The 17,801-nt window shown below is 54.4% G+C and carries 15 protein-coding genes and 1 pseudogene; 1 reads left to right on the top strand and 15 read right to left on the bottom strand.

What is annotated here, in order from left to right; genetic code table 11:
- Window position 1: 1 nt before the first annotated feature.
- From flhA to ETV65_RS10240, 11 genes and pseudogenes are all read right to left on the bottom strand, one after another.
- A complete protein-coding gene (flhA, locus tag ETV65_RS10290) occupies window positions 2-2,086 on the bottom strand; it encodes a flagellar biosynthesis protein FlhA (protein ID WP_129952754.1) in 2,085 nt (694 codons plus the stop codon).
- Window positions 2,079-3,233: a flagellar biosynthesis protein FlhB gene (flhB, locus tag ETV65_RS10285; RefSeq protein ID WP_129952753.1), complete on the bottom strand. Its 1,155-nt coding sequence runs from the start codon at window positions 3,231-3,233 to the stop codon at window positions 2,079-2,081. Before flhB ends, flhA begins: the two co-directional genes overlap by 8 nt.
- A 218-nt stretch (window positions 3,234-3,451) precedes the next feature.
- Window positions 3,452-4,096 (bottom strand): protein phosphatase CheZ, encoded by a 645-nt coding sequence (gene cheZ / locus ETV65_RS10280; RefSeq protein WP_129952752.1) that lies wholly within the window; start codon window positions 4,094-4,096, stop codon window positions 3,452-3,454.
- Window positions 4,097-4,106: 10 nt separating this feature from the next.
- Window positions 4,107-4,496 (bottom strand): chemotaxis response regulator CheY, encoded by a 390-nt coding sequence (cheY, locus tag ETV65_RS10275; protein WP_095922326.1) that lies wholly within the window; start codon window positions 4,494-4,496, stop codon window positions 4,107-4,109.
- 46 nt (window positions 4,497-4,542) lie between these two features.
- Entirely contained in the window at window positions 4,543-5,592 is a 1,050-nt protein-coding gene (locus ETV65_RS10270; RefSeq protein WP_129952751.1) for a chemotaxis response regulator protein-glutamate methylesterase, read from the bottom strand.
- A complete protein-coding gene (cheR, locus tag ETV65_RS10265; protein WP_129952750.1) occupies window positions 5,592-6,464 on the bottom strand; it encodes a protein-glutamate O-methyltransferase CheR in 873 nt (290 codons plus the stop codon). Before cheR ends, ETV65_RS10270 begins: the two co-directional genes overlap by 1 nt.
- 62 nt (window positions 6,465-6,526) lie before the next feature.
- Window positions 6,527-8,194, bottom strand: a complete 1,668-nt coding sequence (locus ETV65_RS10260) for a methyl-accepting chemotaxis protein (RefSeq protein ID WP_129952749.1) — start codon at window positions 8,192-8,194, stop codon at window positions 6,527-6,529.
- A 262-nt stretch (window positions 8,195-8,456) separates the two neighbouring features.
- Window positions 8,457-10,010, bottom strand: a pseudogene (locus tag ETV65_RS10255) (methyl-accepting chemotaxis protein); the annotation flags it as partial.
- Between the two features lie 100 nt (window positions 10,011-10,110).
- Window positions 10,111-10,704 (bottom strand): hypothetical protein, encoded by a 594-nt coding sequence (locus tag ETV65_RS10250; protein WP_129952747.1) that lies wholly within the window; start codon window positions 10,702-10,704, stop codon window positions 10,111-10,113.
- 8 nt (window positions 10,705-10,712) lie between these two features.
- Window positions 10,713-11,009 carry a hypothetical protein gene (locus tag ETV65_RS10245; protein WP_037034842.1) on the bottom strand — a complete coding sequence of 99 codons (297 nt, stop codon included), beginning with the start codon at window positions 11,007-11,009 and terminating at the stop codon, window positions 10,713-10,715.
- Between the two features lie 198 nt (window positions 11,010-11,207).
- On the bottom strand, window positions 11,208-12,683 hold the full coding sequence (locus ETV65_RS10240) for an MFS transporter (protein WP_129952746.1): 1,476 nt from the start codon (window positions 12,681-12,683) through the stop codon (window positions 11,208-11,210).
- Between the two features lie 114 nt (window positions 12,684-12,797).
- Between ETV65_RS10240 and ETV65_RS10235 the strand changes: the two genes are divergently transcribed.
- A complete protein-coding gene (locus ETV65_RS10235; RefSeq protein WP_129952745.1) occupies window positions 12,798-13,811 on the top strand; it encodes a helix-turn-helix domain-containing protein in 1,014 nt (337 codons plus the stop codon).
- A 41-nt stretch (window positions 13,812-13,852) separates the two neighbouring features.
- On the opposite strand, the gene cas6f is transcribed toward ETV65_RS10235, so the two are convergent.
- From cas6f to csy1, 4 genes are read right to left on the bottom strand one after another with little or no spacing between them, the layout of a single operon-like run.
- Window positions 13,853-14,407 carry a type I-F CRISPR-associated endoribonuclease Cas6/Csy4 gene (cas6f, locus tag ETV65_RS10230; protein WP_129952744.1) on the bottom strand — a complete coding sequence of 185 codons (555 nt, stop codon included), beginning with the start codon at window positions 14,405-14,407 and terminating at the stop codon, window positions 13,853-13,855.
- Window positions 14,408-14,415: 8 nt separating this feature from the next.
- Window positions 14,416-15,435, bottom strand: a complete 1,020-nt coding sequence (gene csy3, locus ETV65_RS10225; RefSeq protein WP_129952743.1) for a type I-F CRISPR-associated protein Csy3 — start codon at window positions 15,433-15,435, stop codon at window positions 14,416-14,418.
- 22 nt (window positions 15,436-15,457) lie between these two features.
- Window positions 15,458-16,411 (bottom strand): type I-F CRISPR-associated protein Csy2, encoded by a 954-nt coding sequence (gene csy2 / locus ETV65_RS10220; protein WP_129952742.1) that lies wholly within the window; start codon window positions 16,409-16,411, stop codon window positions 15,458-15,460.
- A complete protein-coding gene (gene csy1 / locus ETV65_RS10215; RefSeq protein WP_129952741.1) occupies window positions 16,408-17,745 on the bottom strand; it encodes a type I-F CRISPR-associated protein Csy1 in 1,338 nt (445 codons plus the stop codon). Before csy1 ends, csy2 begins: the two co-directional genes overlap by 4 nt.
- Window positions 17,746-17,801 lie beyond the last annotated feature (56 nt).

Below are 17,801 nucleotides of genomic sequence, written 5' to 3'. Positions count from 1 at the left end.
CTTATTCACCGCCGATGGTGGCCGTCATGCGAATCTGGCGGCTGTCGGTCATTTCCAGATTCGACATCACGACGATATTTGGCAGTGAACGGCGCAGGAAACGGGACAGCAGCGGACGCAGCGCGTGATTCACCAGCAGAACCGGCGGCGCGCTGAGCATATCCTGACGCTGTAATGCGGCCTCGGACTGGGTCAGCAGGCGGTCAGCCAGACCGGGTTCCAGACCACCACCGCTTTGCAGCGCCTGTAATAACAGGCGTTCCAGGGAGGTATCCAGCCCGATAACCTGCACTTCGCCATTGCCCGGGAACCATTGCTGCGTGATAGCCCTGCCGAGCGCAACACGCACCACGGAGGTCAGTTCGTTAGGATCCGGCTGGTTCGGCGCGTATTCCGCCAGTGTTTCAACGATGGTGCGCATATCGCGGATCGAAACGCGTTCAGATAACAGGTTCTGCAACACTTTGTGCATGTTGGTCAGCGAAATGATGCCCGGAATGAAATCATCCGTCAGCTTCGGCATTTCTTTGGTGACGCGCTCCATCAGCTCCTGCGTTTCCTGACGGCCAAACAGTTCTTTGGCGTGCAAACTGATCAGGTGGTTCAGGTGTGTGGCGACGACGGTACTGGCTTCCACCACGGTATAGCCCTGAATTTGTGCCTGCTCGCGCATAGCCGGTTCAATCCAGAACGCCGCCAGCCCGAATGCCGGATCAACCGTCGGTTCGCCCGGCAGTTCGCCTATCGCGCTGCCCGGGTTGATCGCCATCCAGCGGCCGGGATGCGCCGTACCGGTGCCGATTTCCACACCTTTCATCAGAATACGGTAGCCCGCCGGCGGCAGTTCAAGGTTATCGCGGATATGAATTACCGGCGGCAGATAGCCCATCTCCTGCGCGAATTTTTTGCGGATGCTGCGGATACGCCCCAGCAGCTCGCCGTTTTGGGCAAAGTCCACCATCGGGATCAGACGGTAGCCCACTTCCATACCCAGCGGATCTTCAAGCTGAACGTCCTGCCAGCTGGCTTCTACCATTTGTTTACCGCTGTCTGCCACGGCCGGTGCGGCCTCTGCAGTGGATGGTTTTTTCTGCTCCTGACCGCGAGTCCACCATGCCAGCGCCAACAACCCGGCTGTGAACATCAGGAAAACGAAGTTTGGCATGCCGGGCACCATACCGAGCAAACCCAGAACACCGGCACTCAGCATCATGACGCGCGGATTGCGGAACAGCTGGGTAACCATCTGCTCGCCCACGTCTTCGTTGGTGCCGACGCGGGTGACGATAACACCGGCCGCCGTGGAGATAACCAGCGCGGGGATCTGCGCGACCAGGCCGTCACCGATGGTCAGCAGGGTATAACTTTCAGCCGCATGGCCAAGATCCATCCCGTGTTGCAATACACCGACCAGCAGGCCGCCGACGACGTTGATGATCATGATCATCAGACCGGCAACCGCGTCACCTCGCACAAATTTACTCGCACCGTCCATTGAACCGTAGAAGTCGGCTTCCTGCGTCACTTCGCTGCGGCGTTTTTTCGCTTCATCTTCGCCAATCAGACCGGCGTTCAGATCCGCGTCAATCGCCATCTGTTTACCGGGCATACCGTCGAGCACGAAACGCGCACCGACTTCAGCAATACGCCCGGCACCTTTGGTAATAACCATAAAGTTGATCAGCACCAGGATGATAAACACCACAATACCGATGGCGAAGTTACCGCCGACCAGGAAGTGGCCGAAGGCTTCAATCACCCGGCCCGCTGCCGCGCCGCCGGTGTGCCCTTCCAGCAGGATCACACGGGTTGAGGCAACGTTCAGCGACAGACGTAATAACGTTGAAAACAGCAAAATGGTGGGAAATGCCGCGAAATCCAGCGTGCGCTGGGTAAACATCGCCACCAGCAACACCATGATGGACAGCGCAATGTTAAAGGTGAACAGCAGATCAAGGATGAATGGCGGCAACGGCAGCACCATCATCGACAGGATGATCAGGATAAGAATGGGTCCTGCCAGTACCTGCCATTGTCCGGACTTAAAGTTGGCGGGTAAACGCAGTATCTCGGCCAGATTAGCCATGGGTATCACTCTCTCCTGCTGCAAAATCCAGCCCCTCAGGGACCGGCAAATGTTGAGGTTTTTTCGGGATCAGTCCGCCTTCACGCTTCCAGCGTTTCAGCTGATACACCCAGGCCAGAACTTCAGCCACGGCGGCATAGAGCGTCGCCGGAATTTGCTGACCAATTTCACTGTGCCGGTAAAGCGCACGCGCCAGAGGCGGTGCCTCCAGCATCGGAATTTTATGTTCGGCACCGAGTTCCCTGATGCGCAGTGCCACTTCCCCTGCGCCTTTCGCCAGGACTTTCGGTGCACTCATTTTATTTTCACTGTATTGCAGTGCCACAGCGTAATGTGTCGGGTTGGTGACGATGACATCCGCTTTTGGCACATCGGCCATCATACGACGCTTGGCCATCGCACGTTGCTGCTGGCGGATACGTCCTTTGACATGCGGGTCACCTTCCTGACTTTTATGCTCGTCGCGGATATCCTGCTTGCTCATGCGCAGCTTTTTCAGGTTGCTCCAGATCTGCCAGAACACGTCAAAACCGACCATCGGCGTTAATCCAAGCACCACCATCAGGCCGCAAAACACCACCATATTCAGCGCTTCACCGAGTGCCGGAATGGTCGGTTGTGCCATCAGCCTCATCATGTCCGGCCATTTATGCCACAGATAAATCCCGGCGACGGTACCGACCAGCAACGCCTTCAGGATAGCTTTCAGCAACTCCGCCAGTACCTGAGCGGAAAATAAACGCTTAAATCCGGCAATCGGATCCATACGGCTGAACTTGGGCGCAAAAGATTTGCCGCTGAACATCAGGCCGCCGAGTAACAGCGGCGCAGCGAGTGCGATCAAAATCAGGCCGCCGATCACCGGCAGTAACGCCCAGACCGCGCGCCCCAGCAGCGTCGCCATCTGCTGTAACACCTGCCGGTCATCGCTGACCATGCCGTGATCAAACTTGAGACCTTGCGAAATCATCACGCCAAGTTGCCGTGCCATAGACTCACCGGACATCCACAACAGCGTTAAGCCGCCCCCCAGCATCAAAATGGAGGTCAGTTCGCGCGAGCGCGGTATCTGCCCTTCTTCACGCGCTTTTTCAAGCCGGTGCGATGTGGGAGCTTCTGTTTTTTCGAGATCGCTTTCTTCAGCCACCGGCGGTTCCTGTCAGGGTTTACCCGGCATGTAAAACACCACGGGCACAGATTCAATGACGCAGGGATAGCATGACAAAAGCGGCGCAGTCTGATGGGTGAATTAGAGAGGAAAAATGGCGGCTATTCAGCAGATGAATTTATGTAAAAAAATTCCAGATAAGGAAAACACCCCTCAGTGCGATACGGAAGGGTGTTTATGGCGGACTGGCAGACACATTAAAAACCTAATGAGTCCAGCAGATCGTCTACCTGTTCTTGTGAGGCCACCACACCGACACCGTTGGAATCAAGTTGCGGGCCGTTCAGCAGGCTATCGTTTTCACGTTTCGCTTTAACCTGTTGTTCAGGAATATTTTCCATCAGCACCATTAACAGCTGATTTTCGATTTCCTGTACCACGGTCATCATACGTTTGATCACCTGACCGGTCAGATCCTGGAAGTCCTGCGCCATCATGATTTCCATCAGCTGAGCATTGGTGAAACTGGTGTGCTCAGGGATTTCTTTCAGATAGCTGCGGGTGTCAGTGACCAGCTCGCGGGCATCCGAGAGTTCAATCGGATTTTCAAACCATTCATCCCAACGCTTATCGAGTTTCTTCGCGGCAGATTCAAGTTTATTCTGGCGCGGCTGCGCGGCCTCCACACAGTTCAGGGCACGTTCAGCCGCCTGAGCGGTCATGGTGACCACATAATCGAGACGATCGCGGGCATCCGGGATCGCTTCGGCTGCCTGAGCAATGGCCTGATCCAGGCCAAGTTCACGCATGCTGTCACGCAACATACGGGTCAGTTGCCCAATGCGGGCGATAATATCGCCCGCGGTTGCTGCATCATTTGCAGGCATTGGTATCTCTGCCATATACGGACTCCTACATGCCCAGTTTTTCGAAGATTTTGCCCAGTTTTTCTTCCAGCGTGGCGGCGGTAAAGGGTTTAACCACATAACCACTGGCCCCGGCCTGTGCGGCGGCAACGATGTTTTCTTTCTTCGCTTCTGCGGTCACCATCAGCACCGGCAGTTTGGACAGCGCACCGTCAGCACGGATGGTTTTCAGCAAATCCAGACCGTCCATGTTGGGCATGTTCCAGTCGGATACCACAAAGTCAAAACCCCCGGCGCGCAGTTTGTTCAGTGCATCAACACCGTCTTCCGCTTCTTCAACATTGTTGAAGCCCAGCTCTTTTAGCAGGTTGCGCACGATACGACGCATGGTAGAGAAATCGTCTACTACCAGAAATCTCAGATTTGGATCGGCCATGTTTTATCTACTCCTAAGGTTTGCTACCCAGCACAAGGCTGAAAAATTAAATACGTAATGCCTGACCGGCTGATATTTGCGCCAGCATCCGCTGGCTGATTTGGCTCAGATCCACCACTTCGTTTACGCCACCCGTGGCGATAGCCTCACGAGGCATACCAAATACCACACAACTGGCTTCGTTTTGTGCAAGGGTGTAAGCCCCGGCGCGGTGCATCTCAAGCATGCCGGCGGCGCCGTCATTGCCCATTCCCGTCAGGATCACCCCGACGGCATTGCGTCCGGCAAACTGCGCCACCGAACGGAATAAAACGTCGACCGACGGACGATGGCGGTTCACCGCCGGACCGTCGTTCAACTTAACCTGATAGTTAGCGCCACTGCGCGCCAGTTCCATGTGTCTGTCACCGGGTGCGATATAGGCATGGCCCGGCAGAACACGTTCACCGTCTTCGGCTTCTTTCACCGTAATCTGACATAACTTGTTCAGACGATCGGCGAAAGAACGGGTGAAACCCGGTGGCATATGCTGAGTGATCATCAGCGCCGGACAGGTCGGCGGCAGCGGCTGCAGCACGTGACGGATAGCTTCTGTACCGCCCGTCGATGAGCCGATGGCAATCAGCTTTTCACTGCTCAGCAGCGGTGTATGGCTGAGAATGCGCGGCTGATCAAGATTGACGCTTTTGTTCAGACGCGCTTTGGAGGCGGTACGGATTTTATCGGCAATCATCTCGCTGTAGGCCAGCATGCCTTCGCGGATCCCCAGTTGCGGTTTGGTCACAAAGTCAATCGCGCCAAGTTCCAGTGCACGCAAGGTAATTTCCGAGCCTTTACCGGTCAGTGAAGACACCATCACCACCGGCATCGGGCGCAGACGCATCAGCTTTTCCAGGAAATCCAGGCCGTCCATGCGCGGCATTTCAACATCCAGCGTCAGCACGTCCGGGTTGAATTTTTTAATGAGATCACGCGCCACCAGCGGATCGGGGGCGGTCGCCACCATTTCCATATCCGGATGGCTGTTGATGATTTCAGTCATCAGCTGACGCATTAACGCCGAGTCATCGACGCTCAACACTCTGATTTTATTCATTACCTCTCCTTGGCGAGGCCATAGACAGTCTGACCGCGCAAATAAAATTCCCGGCTGATTTGGCTGAAGTTTTCGGAGTGTCCGGCAAACATCAGGCCCCCCGGTTTAAGTAACGGAACAAATCGGCGTAAAATTTTCTCCTGCGTTTCTTTATCGAAATAAATCATCACATTGCGGCAGAAAATTGCATCAAACGGACCGTTAAGCTGCCACTGGTTTGCCAGCAGATTCAGCTGCTGGAAAGCCACCATCTGCGCCAGTTCAGGGCGCACACGCACCAGGCCGCTGTGCGGGCCTGTGCCTTTGAGGAAAAATTTCTGTAACTGCTGCGGGCTGAGGGTTCGCAGCTCTTCGAGGCGGTAAACCCCGGCGGTGGCTTTTTCCAGCACCTGCGTGTCAATATCACTGGCCTGAATACGGCAGCTTGCCATTTTCGGCCCCAGCGCTTCACTCAGCGTCATGGCGATGGAATACGGTTCTTCGCCCGTTGAGGCCGCCGTACTCCAGACGCTGTAATTATTCGGACGCGAACGGGCATGTTCCGCCAGGATCGGGAAGTGATGCGCTTCGCGGAAAAATGCCGTCAGATTGGTGGTCAGTGCGTTGATAAACGCCTGCCATTCCGGGCTGTTGCTGTCGTTTTCCAGCAGTGCCATATAGCTGGTGAAATCATTCAGCCCGAGTATCCGCAACCGCCGTACCAGGCGGTTGTAGACCATTTCGCGTTTGTGATCCGCCAGCACAATACCCGCGCGCTGATAAATCAGCTCGCTGATCCGGCGGAAATGGGTATCAGACAGCGGTAAACGCTGGATCATCTGTGCCATGATCGAGGTGTTATCAGCACTCATTGGCGAGCCTGGTTGATTCATGGTGCAGCTCCATTAAATGGACAGGTGGTGTAACGGGTACCCAATTCACTCTTCATCCGATGTCAGAAGGTTTCCCAGTTATCTGCCGATGCCGCACGTGCGGTGGCCGGAAGTAACGCAGGCTGTGCCACCTGGCGGGGCGTAAAGCCCTGAGCCTGTCCGCTGCGGCGTAAGGCACTGTCCGCGGAGGAAAGTCGGAATACTGATACCGCATGGGTCAGATTTTCAGACTCGATTTCCAGCGCATGTGTGGAAGAAGCGGCCTGCTGAACCAGTGTGGCGTTTTGCTGTGTCACCTGATCCATTTGAGTTACGGCAATCGATACCTGTTCGATACCGCGACTTTGTTCATCAGACGCCGAAGCGATTTCACCCATAATGTCGGTGACGCGGGTAACAGCCCGAACAATGTCATCCATGGTATTTCCGGCAGATTCCACCAGTTGGGAACCCTGACTGACGCGGCTGACAGATTCATCTATCAGCGCTTTAATTTCTTTCGCCGCCTGTGCGCTGCGCTGTGCCAGACTCCGCACCTCGCCGGCCACGACCGCAAACCCACGCCCCTGTTCACCGGCACGTGCCGCTTCGACTGCGGCGTTCAGGGCCAGTATGTTGGTCTGGAATGCAATGCCATCAATGACGCTGGTGATCGCACTGATTTTCTTCGAACTGCCCGCGATGTCATTCATGGTTTTCACCACATTGCTGGTCAGTTCACCGCCCTTTTCAGCCGTATTCGACGCATCACGCGCCAGTTGCGTGGCCTGCCGGGCATTTTCGGCATTCTGTTTCACGGTGGCGGTCAGCTGTTCCATGCTCGCTGCGGTTTCTTCCAGCGCCGACGCCTGCTGTTCAGTGCGTGAAGACAAATCGGTGTTGCCCGCCGCAATCCCTTTCAGGCCGGAGAACATGGTGTCCGCGCCATGACGCACGGTACGCACGGTTTCTGCCAGCGACGTTTGCATCTGTTGCAGGCTTTCCAGCATGACTTTAATTTCGTAACGCCCTTGCGCAATGATGGGGGATGAAATATCACCGGCTCCGATGCGGTCGAAATGTCCGCGCATAATGGTCAGCGGTGTAAACAGAATGCGGCGGGTCACAACCAGCGCCAGTGCCGTCAGGGCAATCAGCAGCACCAGTACGACGGAGGTGTTGATCATGACATTCTGGTAAGACGCCGCCGTTTGCATTTGCGCTTCACGGAAGCGGGCGCCGACGTAATCGGTGTAATCACCCACATCTTTCTGGAACTGATCCTGGTACTTTTGCGCCGGACCGTTCAGAAAACCATTCATGTCGCCGGCGGACAGCAGATCAGTCAGTGTCTGCAACATATCGTGCAGTTGCTGATAGCTCGCTTTGTTCACGGCGGTCAGCGCAACGGCTTTTTCTGTTCTGCGTGGCAGAGCCAGAAACGCAGCGTAAGCCTCTTCTGCTTTTTTCAGGCTGGCTTTGGCATCTGACATCAGCTGAGTGATATTTTCCTGGGGCTGTTTCAGCGCCAGACGCGTTGCCGCGCGGTTAAGGGTATTACGGGTCTGCAACAGATATGACCAGGACTGGCTGAGCGCATCACGCTGTTCAGCGGTGTTGGATATCTGCTCAAAATTCAATTTATCCGTGTGGGCGGCGTGCAGCGATAACCCGCTGTTAACCAGTTGCATAACAAAGAACACTATCAATAACAGAAACATGCAGGTGGACACACGGATGTGCTTAAACATGGATAACCTCATTAGGTGCCAGCCCAGACCGGCACCTTTATTCTTATACCCTGCATACTCAGGTCTGCATTTGCGTTAACGGCAAACCTGATTATTTCGGGTTGCGATGTCATATACGTACTTAGAAAGTTTCCCAGTTTTCGGTTAAATCTGCCCCCTGCGCTCCACCGTTACCGGCCTTAGAACCTGACAGGTTCGGAGTCAACAGAGGCAGTCTGCCCGAAGAAGCCGGGTTCTGGCGCACGTTGTTATTTGTGGTCTGACTCAGCGTAAACACGGCCACTGATTGCGTCAGCAGGCTCGCCTGCTCTTCCAGCGCCGCCGAAGCGGACGCGGACTCTTCAACCAGTGAAGCGTTCTGCTGCGTCACCCGATCCATTTCAGTGATAGCCTGTGCGACCTGCTCAATCCCGCGGCTTTGTTCATCGGATGCCGAGGTGATTTCGCCCATAATGTCAGTCACACGGGTGACGGCATTCACCATGTCATGCATGGTTTCGCCGGCACTTTCCGCCAGCACTGAACCGGTATTAATGCGGCTGACAGAATCATCAATCAGCCCTTTAATTTCTTTTGCTGCCTGCGCGCTGCGCTGCGCCAGGGTACGGACTTCACCGGCCACAACCGCAAATCCGCGGCCCTGCTCGCCCGCACGCGCCGCTTCAACGGCGGCGTTTAACGCCAGAATGTTGGTCTGGAAAGCAATCCCGTCGATCACACCGGTAATGTCAGTGATCTTTTTCGAGCTGCTGGCGATGTCATTCATGGTATCGACCACGTTTGCCACCACTTTCCCGCCCTTCTGTGCGGTTTCGGACGCGCTCAGTGCCAGCTGGCTGGCCTGACGGGCGTTTTCCGCGTTCTGTTTCACGGTCGCGGTCAGTTGTTCCATGCTGGCAGCGGTTTCTTCCAGCGCAGACGCCTGCTGTTCCGTACGTGACGATAAATCGCTGTTGCCTGCGGAGATTTCGCTTGCGCCGCTGTAAATGGCATCAGCGCCGTGACGTACGCCTGAGACCGTGCGGATCAGTTCGTCCTGCATGTACTTGAGACTATCGGCAAGCTGGCCGATTTCATTACGGCTTTTCACGACTATTTCGTGCGTCAGATCACCGGTTGCAATTTTACGTATGGTATCGACGATATTTTTCAGCGGATGGATCAGGATGCGTTGCACGCCCGTCCAGGCCAGCAGAATGAAAATTGCCAGCACAATCAACACAGAACCCAGCATCCACATAGCATGCGTGAAGGAGTTCTCACTGACCTTCACCGCATCGTTATACAAACGGTCGTTCTGATCGATATAGGTGACGAACGCTTTTTCGAAGTTATCCTGATACTGCTGCGTCGGTTGTTCGAAGAAGTCATTAATACGCCCCAGACCAATCAGCTCAATCAGTTCCGAAAGCGCATCATGCAGCACCTGATATTGCTTTTTGGCATCGGCGGCAAATTGCGGATTCTGGCTGGCATCGACCGGGATTTTTTGATAACTGGCAAAGTGCTGATCGGCGATTTGCAGATCTTTGGTTGCGGTATCAATCAGTTCTTTGACCGTTGCACCGCTGCCCATCTGGTTTGCGTCGAGCATAAAGCGGATACCCGCGCGGTTGAGGGTGTTACGGGTTTGCAGAAGATAAATCCAGCTGGCATTAAACTCTGCCTGCTGTAAACGGATTTGCTGAGAAGTGGTGAAATTATCTTTGTCAGTCTTTAACGATTTAAAGAACAGGCCGCCGGATACCAACTGTAAAGCACCGAAGACCACCAGTAAGATCACGATGCCCGTGACCACTTTCATACGGTTAAACATGTTGTTCCTTTTCAAATGAGAATTATCTGGAACAGTTATCGGCAGGGGAAACAGGAACTTTATGTGATCGGGATCGGATTTTTTCGGGGGGGGAAGGATATCAGGCGACGGTGGCGACAAAACTCTTTAACACTGCGATGCGTTGGGCATCCGGATTTATCAGAAGGTCGTGATGAATCATCAGCACCACACCTTTAAGTAATTCTGTGGTGTTATCGATTTGGGAAAGGGTTTTGAGCTTTTCAATATCATTACCGATTTCCCGCCCTTTCAGGGAAAGGCGCTTATTAGCCAGACCGGTCGCCAGCTCTGACGTCAGCAAGGTCACCAGATGCAGGGCGGCTTCCGGGTTTGATGCCAGTTGATGAATGTAATACTTCAGCAGTAAAGGCACAAAATCAGGGGTTGCCCCCAACTCTGCACTCGCCATATTTAACAGATCAATCATGTGCGCAGGCACACGGGTTTCCACGGCTTTGCGTTGTCTCTGCAACTGCTTTTTGATGGCAGGCACAGACTGATAAGGGATCACCGCAACGCTGTCACAGGTTTTACACACTCCCGCGATGATATTTTTCACCATACCGCTGCCGTCATCAAACGGCACATCGCGCAGCTGATAGCTGACAATGCGAAAAGCCTCACACACGCCACACATCGCCTTTTTCTCGTCCCCGACTTTATAAATAATCATATTCTTCCTTAATGATGAACGCTGATAAAAACACTGGTGGGCTCTGTAAAATACCACTTGATGTACCAGGGTACTCCGGCACTACTGACGGTGATGATGTGGACATCAATACTGCTGTCAAAATGGTAGGGGCGAACCTGATAATTATCTCCGGATGCCCTGCCGATTAAGGCAGCCACTTCAAAGGGCGAGATGTCACCCGTACTTAACAAATTCTTAAGCTGAATCCCGCGTCTTGCCTCAAATTCAATATTTCCATTCTTCAAACATTCAATCACCTTCCATTTGATCTCTCTGAAACTCATGAGGCCTCAATGTACGCCAGATGTCGTACTTAATCAAATTATCATTTTGCATCACGACTCTTTCCGTGAAGCCCCGTCCCGCAGTGCTATCACGCCATATTCAGTCAGAAGACGCACAGAGAAAGTGGTTATTTTTCAGGCAAATGGAAGGCATCACGCAAAAATGCGCTGCATGATATGCAACGCTGATTTGTAAACTCAGGACGGCTCGCAAGTCACTGTTTTACGCCGCCCCTTGTCGTTAAAAAGCCAATAACTGAGGAGCGCCAGTACCCAGACGCCAGCCGCGCCATAGATCAGAATACCGGCGAATCCTTGCGTCAGCGCCTGTGCAACCTGCCCGCTTTGCAGGGTTTCAATGACTGATCCACCTGCGATACGCTCTGCCAGCAAAGAGAGATCCCTTTCAGCAGGCATTAATTCTTTCAGGCTGGCGGTAATTCCCGTCACAAGCAGGATTCCCATCAGCGCAATGTTAATCGTCAGCGTAATCAGCCGGGCACTGATATCAATGCCCGAGGCCATTCCCGCACGGTTTGGCGCAACGGAGCCGGTTGTGGTATTGGTGACAGGCGTATTGGTCAGCCCCAGCGCGATACCTGCCAGCAACGCGCCCGGCAATAAGCTCAGGTGATGAAGGACCGCGATTTGCATCAGCATAAACCCTGCGCCCAGGGTGAATAATCCCAGCGGGATCACGCGTGACGCGCCAAAACGTGCCGTCAGTTTTTCACCGAGCGGCGGCATCAGCAACGTGGGTAACGTATAAGCCAGCAATGCGGTGCCGGTGGCGACACTGCCATAACCCAGCGCGCCCTGATAATACACGGGCAGGTAAATCATCAACGGCCAGAAGCTGAAATTCATCCCGACCGATCCCATCAGCGCACCAGAAAATGCCCGGACGCGGAAGACCGAAAAATCAAACATCGGATGTGGATGGTATTTTTCAATCCGGATGAACATGACCGCGCTGACGGCAGTTGCCAGCAAAACAACACCGGCTGTGACGCTGCTCCAGCCCAGGCTGCCGCCCTGAGTAATGAGAAAGGTCGCACCCATAACTGTCACCGAAAGGGTTATCAGACCGCCAAGATCCAGTTTTTTAGCCTGTTCATCACGGGATTCCATCACGTTTTTCAGCGCCAGTATCAGGGTCAGGACGGCGATAAACACGTGAACCAGAAACACCCATCGCCAGCTCAGCCAGGCGACCAGCGAGCCGCCGATGATCGGGCCGAAGCCTAATCCGAAACCAAACGTAATTCCCCAGGCGGCAAACGCCTGACTGCGCGCTTTCCCTTGCGGAAACTGCGTTGAAAGAATGGCAATCAGACAGGTCAGCATGGCACCGCCGCTCAGTCCCTGAAGAAAACGGCCTGCGATAAGCCATTGTGCGCTTCCCGCGAGACCACACATCAGCGAGGTCAGTCCGAACGCAGCAATACTGATGATAAAAACACGCTTACGACCATACCGGTCTGCCAGCGTACCGATCGCCATCAGTACCGTGGTGCAGGCGAGCGTATAAGCGTTCATGATCCACTGAAGCTCGCGGAAGCTGGTATGCAGTTCCCGTTCGAGTACCGGTGATAAGACGGGGACACTGGAAATTTCCAGCCCCGACATCAGGGCGGCCAGACAAACGGCCATCAGGGCGAGTGTGTTTTTCATGCTTAAATCCTGCGGGGATAAGAGAGGCTTAGCATGGAAGATTGGCGGCAGAGTAGAAATCTGCCTGTGTGCCATGTATCGTCAAGATTATGCCAACCTGATGGTTATCCTGTTATGCAAAAAGTTGATCTGCCACTGATGTGTTCTCCGCGTTATCCCGCTGCGCCCAACCGGCGACTGGTATTGCTGGCTTATGAGTGTCTGTGCACTTTCGAGTTCGGGATTGCCGTCGAAGCCTTTGGACGTGCCGATGAACTTACAGGCGAACCGTTGTACGCGTTATCCGTCGCATCGGTCGAAGAAGGAACTTTCGGCGCACAAGGCGGCGTGCGGCTGATGGTGGACGGCGGGCTGGAACTGCTGGAAGACGCCGGCACAATTGTCATTCCCGGCTGGCGAAGCATACATGAACCGGCTTCTGACCGGCTGATGGCTGCACTGCAAAAGGCTCACCATAACGGGACACGAATTGTGTCGATCTGCGCAGGAAGTTTCGTGCTGGCCGCTGCGGGTTTGCTGGACGGTAAACGGGCGACGGCGCACTGGAACAGCACCGATGCACTGGCGAAGAAATTCCCTGACGTGCAGGTGGAGCATGGCATGATTTATGTCGATGAAGGCAACATCATTACTTCTGCCGGAGGTGCGGCGGGGGTCGACGTGTGTCTGCATCTGATCCGTCGTGATTATGGTATTGAAGTCGCTAACCGTACGGCGCGCCGCATGGTAACTCCGCCCCTGCGCGAAGGCAATCAGGCTCAGTTGATCCGCCAACCGGTACCGCGGCAACAGACAAAAACGCTCGCCCCGTTGCTCGATGACTTACGCGGCCACCTTAATACGCCGCTGGTGATTGATCAGCTCGCCGCGCAAGCCGGAATGAGCCGCCGCACCTTTCTGCGCCGTTTCCATGATGCGACCGGCACCACACCGGGCGAATGGATGCTGAACGTGCGGCTGGAAAAAGCCTGCGCGCTGCTGGAAAACGGCACATTAAGCATTGACCGCGTCGCCGAACAGGCCGGTTTTGGATCACCCGAAACCCTGCGCCATCACTTCCGCCAGCGGCTTGGGATGACACCGACAATGTGGCGCAAGGAATCAGCCGAAAGAAGTCTGCCGGGATGAACGGGGGGCCCGCAACGTTGGGCCTGCCCCTGGCCATAGCCTCAAAACCACGGCACTGTTGCCACTGCACTCAGCCCGTATGCCCCAAATTCCCCTTGAACAGGTTCAGGCTGCAATACCCCACGCCGGATAAACAGTCTGAACACTTCACCGGTCGAGAGGCTTTTTACCTGAATAAAAGGCAGTGCCGTGACCTGCGCTTTGCTGTCGGGGATGCGTTGAAGCGCTTCCTCTTCACTCAGCCAGCCTTTTTTAACCGACCGACGGCGCAGCCTTTCCGGATTGCTTTTAACCTGTACACGGCTGAAACAGCAGTATTGCGTACCGGACGGGACGTCGCGGATTTCACTGACATCGACCTGATCACGCAGCCCCTTCAGCCACTGAGTCTGACCGAACGCTGTCAGCGTACCGGCATTGCTGTGCAGGCGGATGATATCCCCGGGTTTCTGACCGTAATGCGGAAAACTGATGCCTATTTTCCCGGCGGCATATTGCCCCAGCGCGCGATGCAATTTGGCAAACAGCGCAGCCATCAGCAGTTCGGTGCCAAATTCCGGGTCGGGCAGAACGCGAATTTCCTGATAACTTTCCATGCTGGCCTTTACTCCCCTTTCTCACCGAAAACGCCGCCGCGTATCAGCGTGGCGATAACGTAATGCTGTTGCTCCGTGTCCGGCTTTTTATCTTTCGTCACCCAGTTATCCAGCAGCGTGTAGAAGTCCATTTTCTGTTTTGGCTGGCGATAAGCTTTACCCTTGCTGGTCACGGATCCGTAAGGCTCGACGGCGATCGGACCGAGTTCTTCCACTTCGGCATCCGGATACCAGTCATCAATCGTGCGCAGCGCATTGCCGATTTTTTGTGAATGCAATGCCGCAATGCCCCCTGCCTGATAAAGGATTTTACTTTTTTTAGTGTCACGGCTTGAGTCCAGGACCAGTTCCTGAGAAGGGAAAACTTCCTGGCCTGCGCCCAGACGGGCAAAGGCCTCCACGGTCAGCAGCACAGCCTCCTTACCACTCAGCCCCTCCTCAATGACAGCCGCCAGTTCAGCCAGATCACCGGTTGGCTGGCTGAACTGACGCAGGTTGAATTCGTCCGCCTCAAATTCCCAGCACTGCGTATTATGCGTAACATGAACGGCAATGCCTTGCGCGCCAATCCGGTTACGCCAGAGGAAACGCCCGTTAGCCAGGTTTTCCGCATAACGGGCCGCCAGCGTGCCAAAGCCATGTTCAGTGCGATAACCATCAATCACTGCCGCGAGAGCGGCCTGATAATCCTGATCATTACACACTGACGGGGAAGAAAGGTTGCCGAGTACGCGCAGGGTAAAGCGGAGCTTCAGGGTATCCGTATCAAACGGCAGCGCCGCAACGTCTACACGTTGCAGGTTGGGTTTCTGAATCTCAGCATCGAGTTTTGTCGGATCGGTGGAAGCGGCATTTTTCATGCGGTTGGAAATGGTGCCGCGTACGGCTTTTTCCTGGATTTCGACCGGCTGCCATGTCTGCGTATCTTTACAGTCCTGCCAGTTACCGGCGAACATCTGTGCGTCCGAGTTTGCCAGTTTGCGTTCAAAAGCCAGGACAGACGCGGTTTTTACGGTGGTTTTGGTCATTGTGCTTTCCTTGTTTCAATGATTAAAAATCGGAATGTTCTTGTTCAGTTAAGTCGGCTTCCTGCAGCGGTTTAGCATGGCTGCAGAGGTAGTTTTCGCTGCTTACGGGGTATCGCCAGAGAAGCTGATGAATATCAGTGATGCGATGCGGGCTGCGCCATTCGCCGACGCCATAGGCCGCTTCGACAAAACGGAACGGCGTTGACGTATCCCGGGTTTTTGCCACATCGCCGGGGGCATATAACGGTGAAATCGGGGTGAACCCCACCATCAGCGGCACCAGATAACCTTTCGCAGGTTTCGGCTGATATTCCCATTCAGCGGAGCCATCATCGTGCGGTCCGGCACGGTAAGTGATACTGGCGAAATCCAGCCAGGCGTCGATCATTTCCGCCTGCGGATCCTGCGCCTGTCGTCCGGCAAAGTGTTGCGCCAGCAGTTCAGAACGGTCAACCAGTGCGAAACCCGGCAATGCGCGGTACATTTCGCGGCGGGTGATATGTTGCAATTCATCGCCGTTTTGCGGCAGCGCCATCACCCGTACCGGTTTCATTGAGATCACCGTGCCGCCCGCCAGCCGCTGAGTAACACAAAGCCATTGCAGATGTTGTTCCAGTTCCCTGGCCCCGGCATCGCCATGGGCAATGCTGCCTTCACATTCTATAAAAAGCGTGACGGTCATGTGCATCCGCCCTTCTTCATTGAAAGGTGCAGTTTTCGCTTCTTTTGTCAGCGGGATACGCGTCAGCGCAAAATAATGGTCGCCCCGTTCGCTGGCCTGATAAGCCTGAATCTGTTGCCGGTGGCACACGACACCGCAGCCGGTAAATTGCAGCCCGTGGCTCTGCTGAACCTGGCGTGAAAGCGCATGGGTAAACCCCAGAAAATGGGTGATCGCCGGAAAACCGTAGGTCAGGCCGGAAATGGCATTGGCATTTTCGACCTGTACATGAGGCAGAACAATCAGATAACTCATTGCCAGTTCTCCTGCTGAGCCACCTCAAATTCCCGCAGACGGCTACGCATTAACCTCGCCCATTCGCGGAATTCGACCGCACCCATATTCAGTTTTTCGTCCTTATTCAGTCGGGTATTCAGCCAGTGGGCAAAATCCTCAGCAATCTCGGTGACCCATTCGCCGCCTTCGCGCCGCAGTTTAAAATCAGGATCAGTATGCTGACGCAACGGATCAAGCCAGAGCTGGTGCGCCGCTTTCAGAATGCAGTCTTCTTGTTGGCTCCAGCCCTGAAGGTCTGTCAGTGACTGAATTTCGGCGGCATAGCTGAAGATCATACCGATCAGTTCATCCACGTATTCAGCACGCTGCTGGCGGATTTCCATATTGTTGTCGCGCTCAGAAATACTGTGCAGATAACGACGCAGGTCAGAGACGACACGCGTGATTTTGGGAGAAACCGCCGCCAGAAAAGTTTTATGCGAGACAGGCGGCTTAAGGGATTGCTGCCACTGCGGCGGCGCACAACGCAGAAGGTGATTTTTACCGCCACGCGCACTGTTCAGATAGGAGATATTTTGTGGCTTGGTGCCTCCCATATTTTGTACCGCGAGATCAGGAAAATACTGAACGGCTTCAGGATGCCAGTGCCCTTCGCGGCGTGCTTTACGGGCGGCTACGGATCCATCACTGTAACGGGAATAGCTGATGCGCTGGTATAAGGCATGCGCCAGTGAAGATGAATAAAGCGGGCTGAGCAGATGGTAATCGCCTTTATCAGAAACCGGGAAATAAAGCTGTTTAGCGAGCTGGTGCGTCGAGAGCGTTTTATCCGACAGCGCCTGCATAAAACCGCTGATCCATTGCTCTGACTGGGCCTCATTTTCCGCTAATGCCCTCAGCGCCGAGAAATCACCGCGTTTGAGGCAAGCCAGTAATGAATCGCCTTCATGCACGGTTTGCAGCAATTTTGCCACGTCCAGCGCAGCGGAGTTGCCGACGGCATCAACGGCAGGTGAATACAACGTCGCCGTGGACAGATAAGCCGTTTCAGTGCCTGTCACCGTGCTGTACACACTGCTGCCTTTAGCATCACCATGAAAATATTTTACCGCATGTGTCACCAGACTGATTTGCCCCGCACGCGCGGCCGCATCGGTCAGCCAGGTGCGGACGTCATATTTCTTTTCCAGTTCGCGGCGTTGTTCAAAAAGCTGCTGCTCAAGCCCGGCTTGCTCTTCCGCGCTGGCAGCGGACAATTGTTTGTCGGCGGCTTTGTTGAATGCATCCAGCTTGAGCTGATAGCGGTCGTGAATGTAAGAAACAATGAACTTACATAAGTTATTTCCTTCCATTTTTCTTCCCTTTAAATTTAATTAACAACCGGCAAAAGCATTGCTTACGAATATAT

The organism is Rahnella sp. RFA10(1/100) (assembly GCF_004195115.1).
GTDB classification, from domain to species: domain Bacteria; phylum Pseudomonadota; class Gammaproteobacteria; order Enterobacterales; family Enterobacteriaceae; genus Rahnella; species Rahnella perminowiae.
Note: the sequence above shows the minus strand (reverse complement) of the source record. Positions and strands in the feature narration are given on the sequence as shown.

What these genes read in the sequence shown, in the direction of transcription:
- flhA (WP_129952754.1), bottom strand. Translation starts at nt 2,086, where the DNA reads ATGGCTAATCTGGCCGAGATACTGCGTTTACCCGCCAACTTTAAGTCC.
- cheZ (WP_129952752.1), bottom strand. Translation starts at nt 4,096, where the DNA reads ATGGCAGAGATACCAATGCCTGCAAATGATGCAGCAACCGCGGGCGAT.
- cheY (WP_095922326.1), bottom strand. Translation starts at nt 4,496, where the DNA reads ATGGCCGATCCAAATCTGAGATTTCTGGTAGTAGACGATTTCTCTACC.
- ETV65_RS10270 (WP_129952751.1), bottom strand. Translation starts at nt 5,592, where the DNA reads ATGAATAAAATCAGAGTGTTGAGCGTCGATGACTCGGCGTTAATGCGT.
- cheR (WP_129952750.1), bottom strand. Translation starts at nt 6,464, where the DNA reads ATGAATCAACCAGGCTCGCCAATGAGTGCTGATAACACCTCGATCATG.
- ETV65_RS10260 (WP_129952749.1), bottom strand. Translation starts at nt 8,194, where the DNA reads ATGTTTAAGCACATCCGTGTGTCCACCTGCATGTTTCTGTTATTGATA.
- ETV65_RS10250 (WP_129952747.1), bottom strand. Translation starts at nt 10,704, where the DNA reads ATGATTATTTATAAAGTCGGGGACGAGAAAAAGGCGATGTGTGGCGTG.
- ETV65_RS10245 (WP_037034842.1), bottom strand. Translation starts at nt 11,009, where the DNA reads ATGAGTTTCAGAGAGATCAAATGGAAGGTGATTGAATGTTTGAAGAAT.
- ETV65_RS10240 (WP_129952746.1), bottom strand. Translation starts at nt 12,683, where the DNA reads ATGAAAAACACACTCGCCCTGATGGCCGTTTGTCTGGCCGCCCTGATG.
- ETV65_RS10235 (WP_129952745.1), top strand. Translation starts at nt 12,798, where the DNA reads ATGCAAAAAGTTGATCTGCCACTGATGTGTTCTCCGCGTTATCCCGCT.
- cas6f (WP_129952744.1), bottom strand. Translation starts at nt 14,407, where the DNA reads ATGGAAAGTTATCAGGAAATTCGCGTTCTGCCCGACCCGGAATTTGGC.
- csy3 (WP_129952743.1), bottom strand. Translation starts at nt 15,435, where the DNA reads ATGACCAAAACCACCGTAAAAACCGCGTCTGTCCTGGCTTTTGAACGC.
- csy2 (WP_129952742.1), bottom strand. Translation starts at nt 16,411, where the DNA reads ATGAGTTATCTGATTGTTCTGCCTCATGTACAGGTCGAAAATGCCAAT.
- csy1 (WP_129952741.1), bottom strand. Translation starts at nt 17,745, where the DNA reads ATGGAAGGAAATAACTTATGTAAGTTCATTGTTTCTTACATTCACGAC.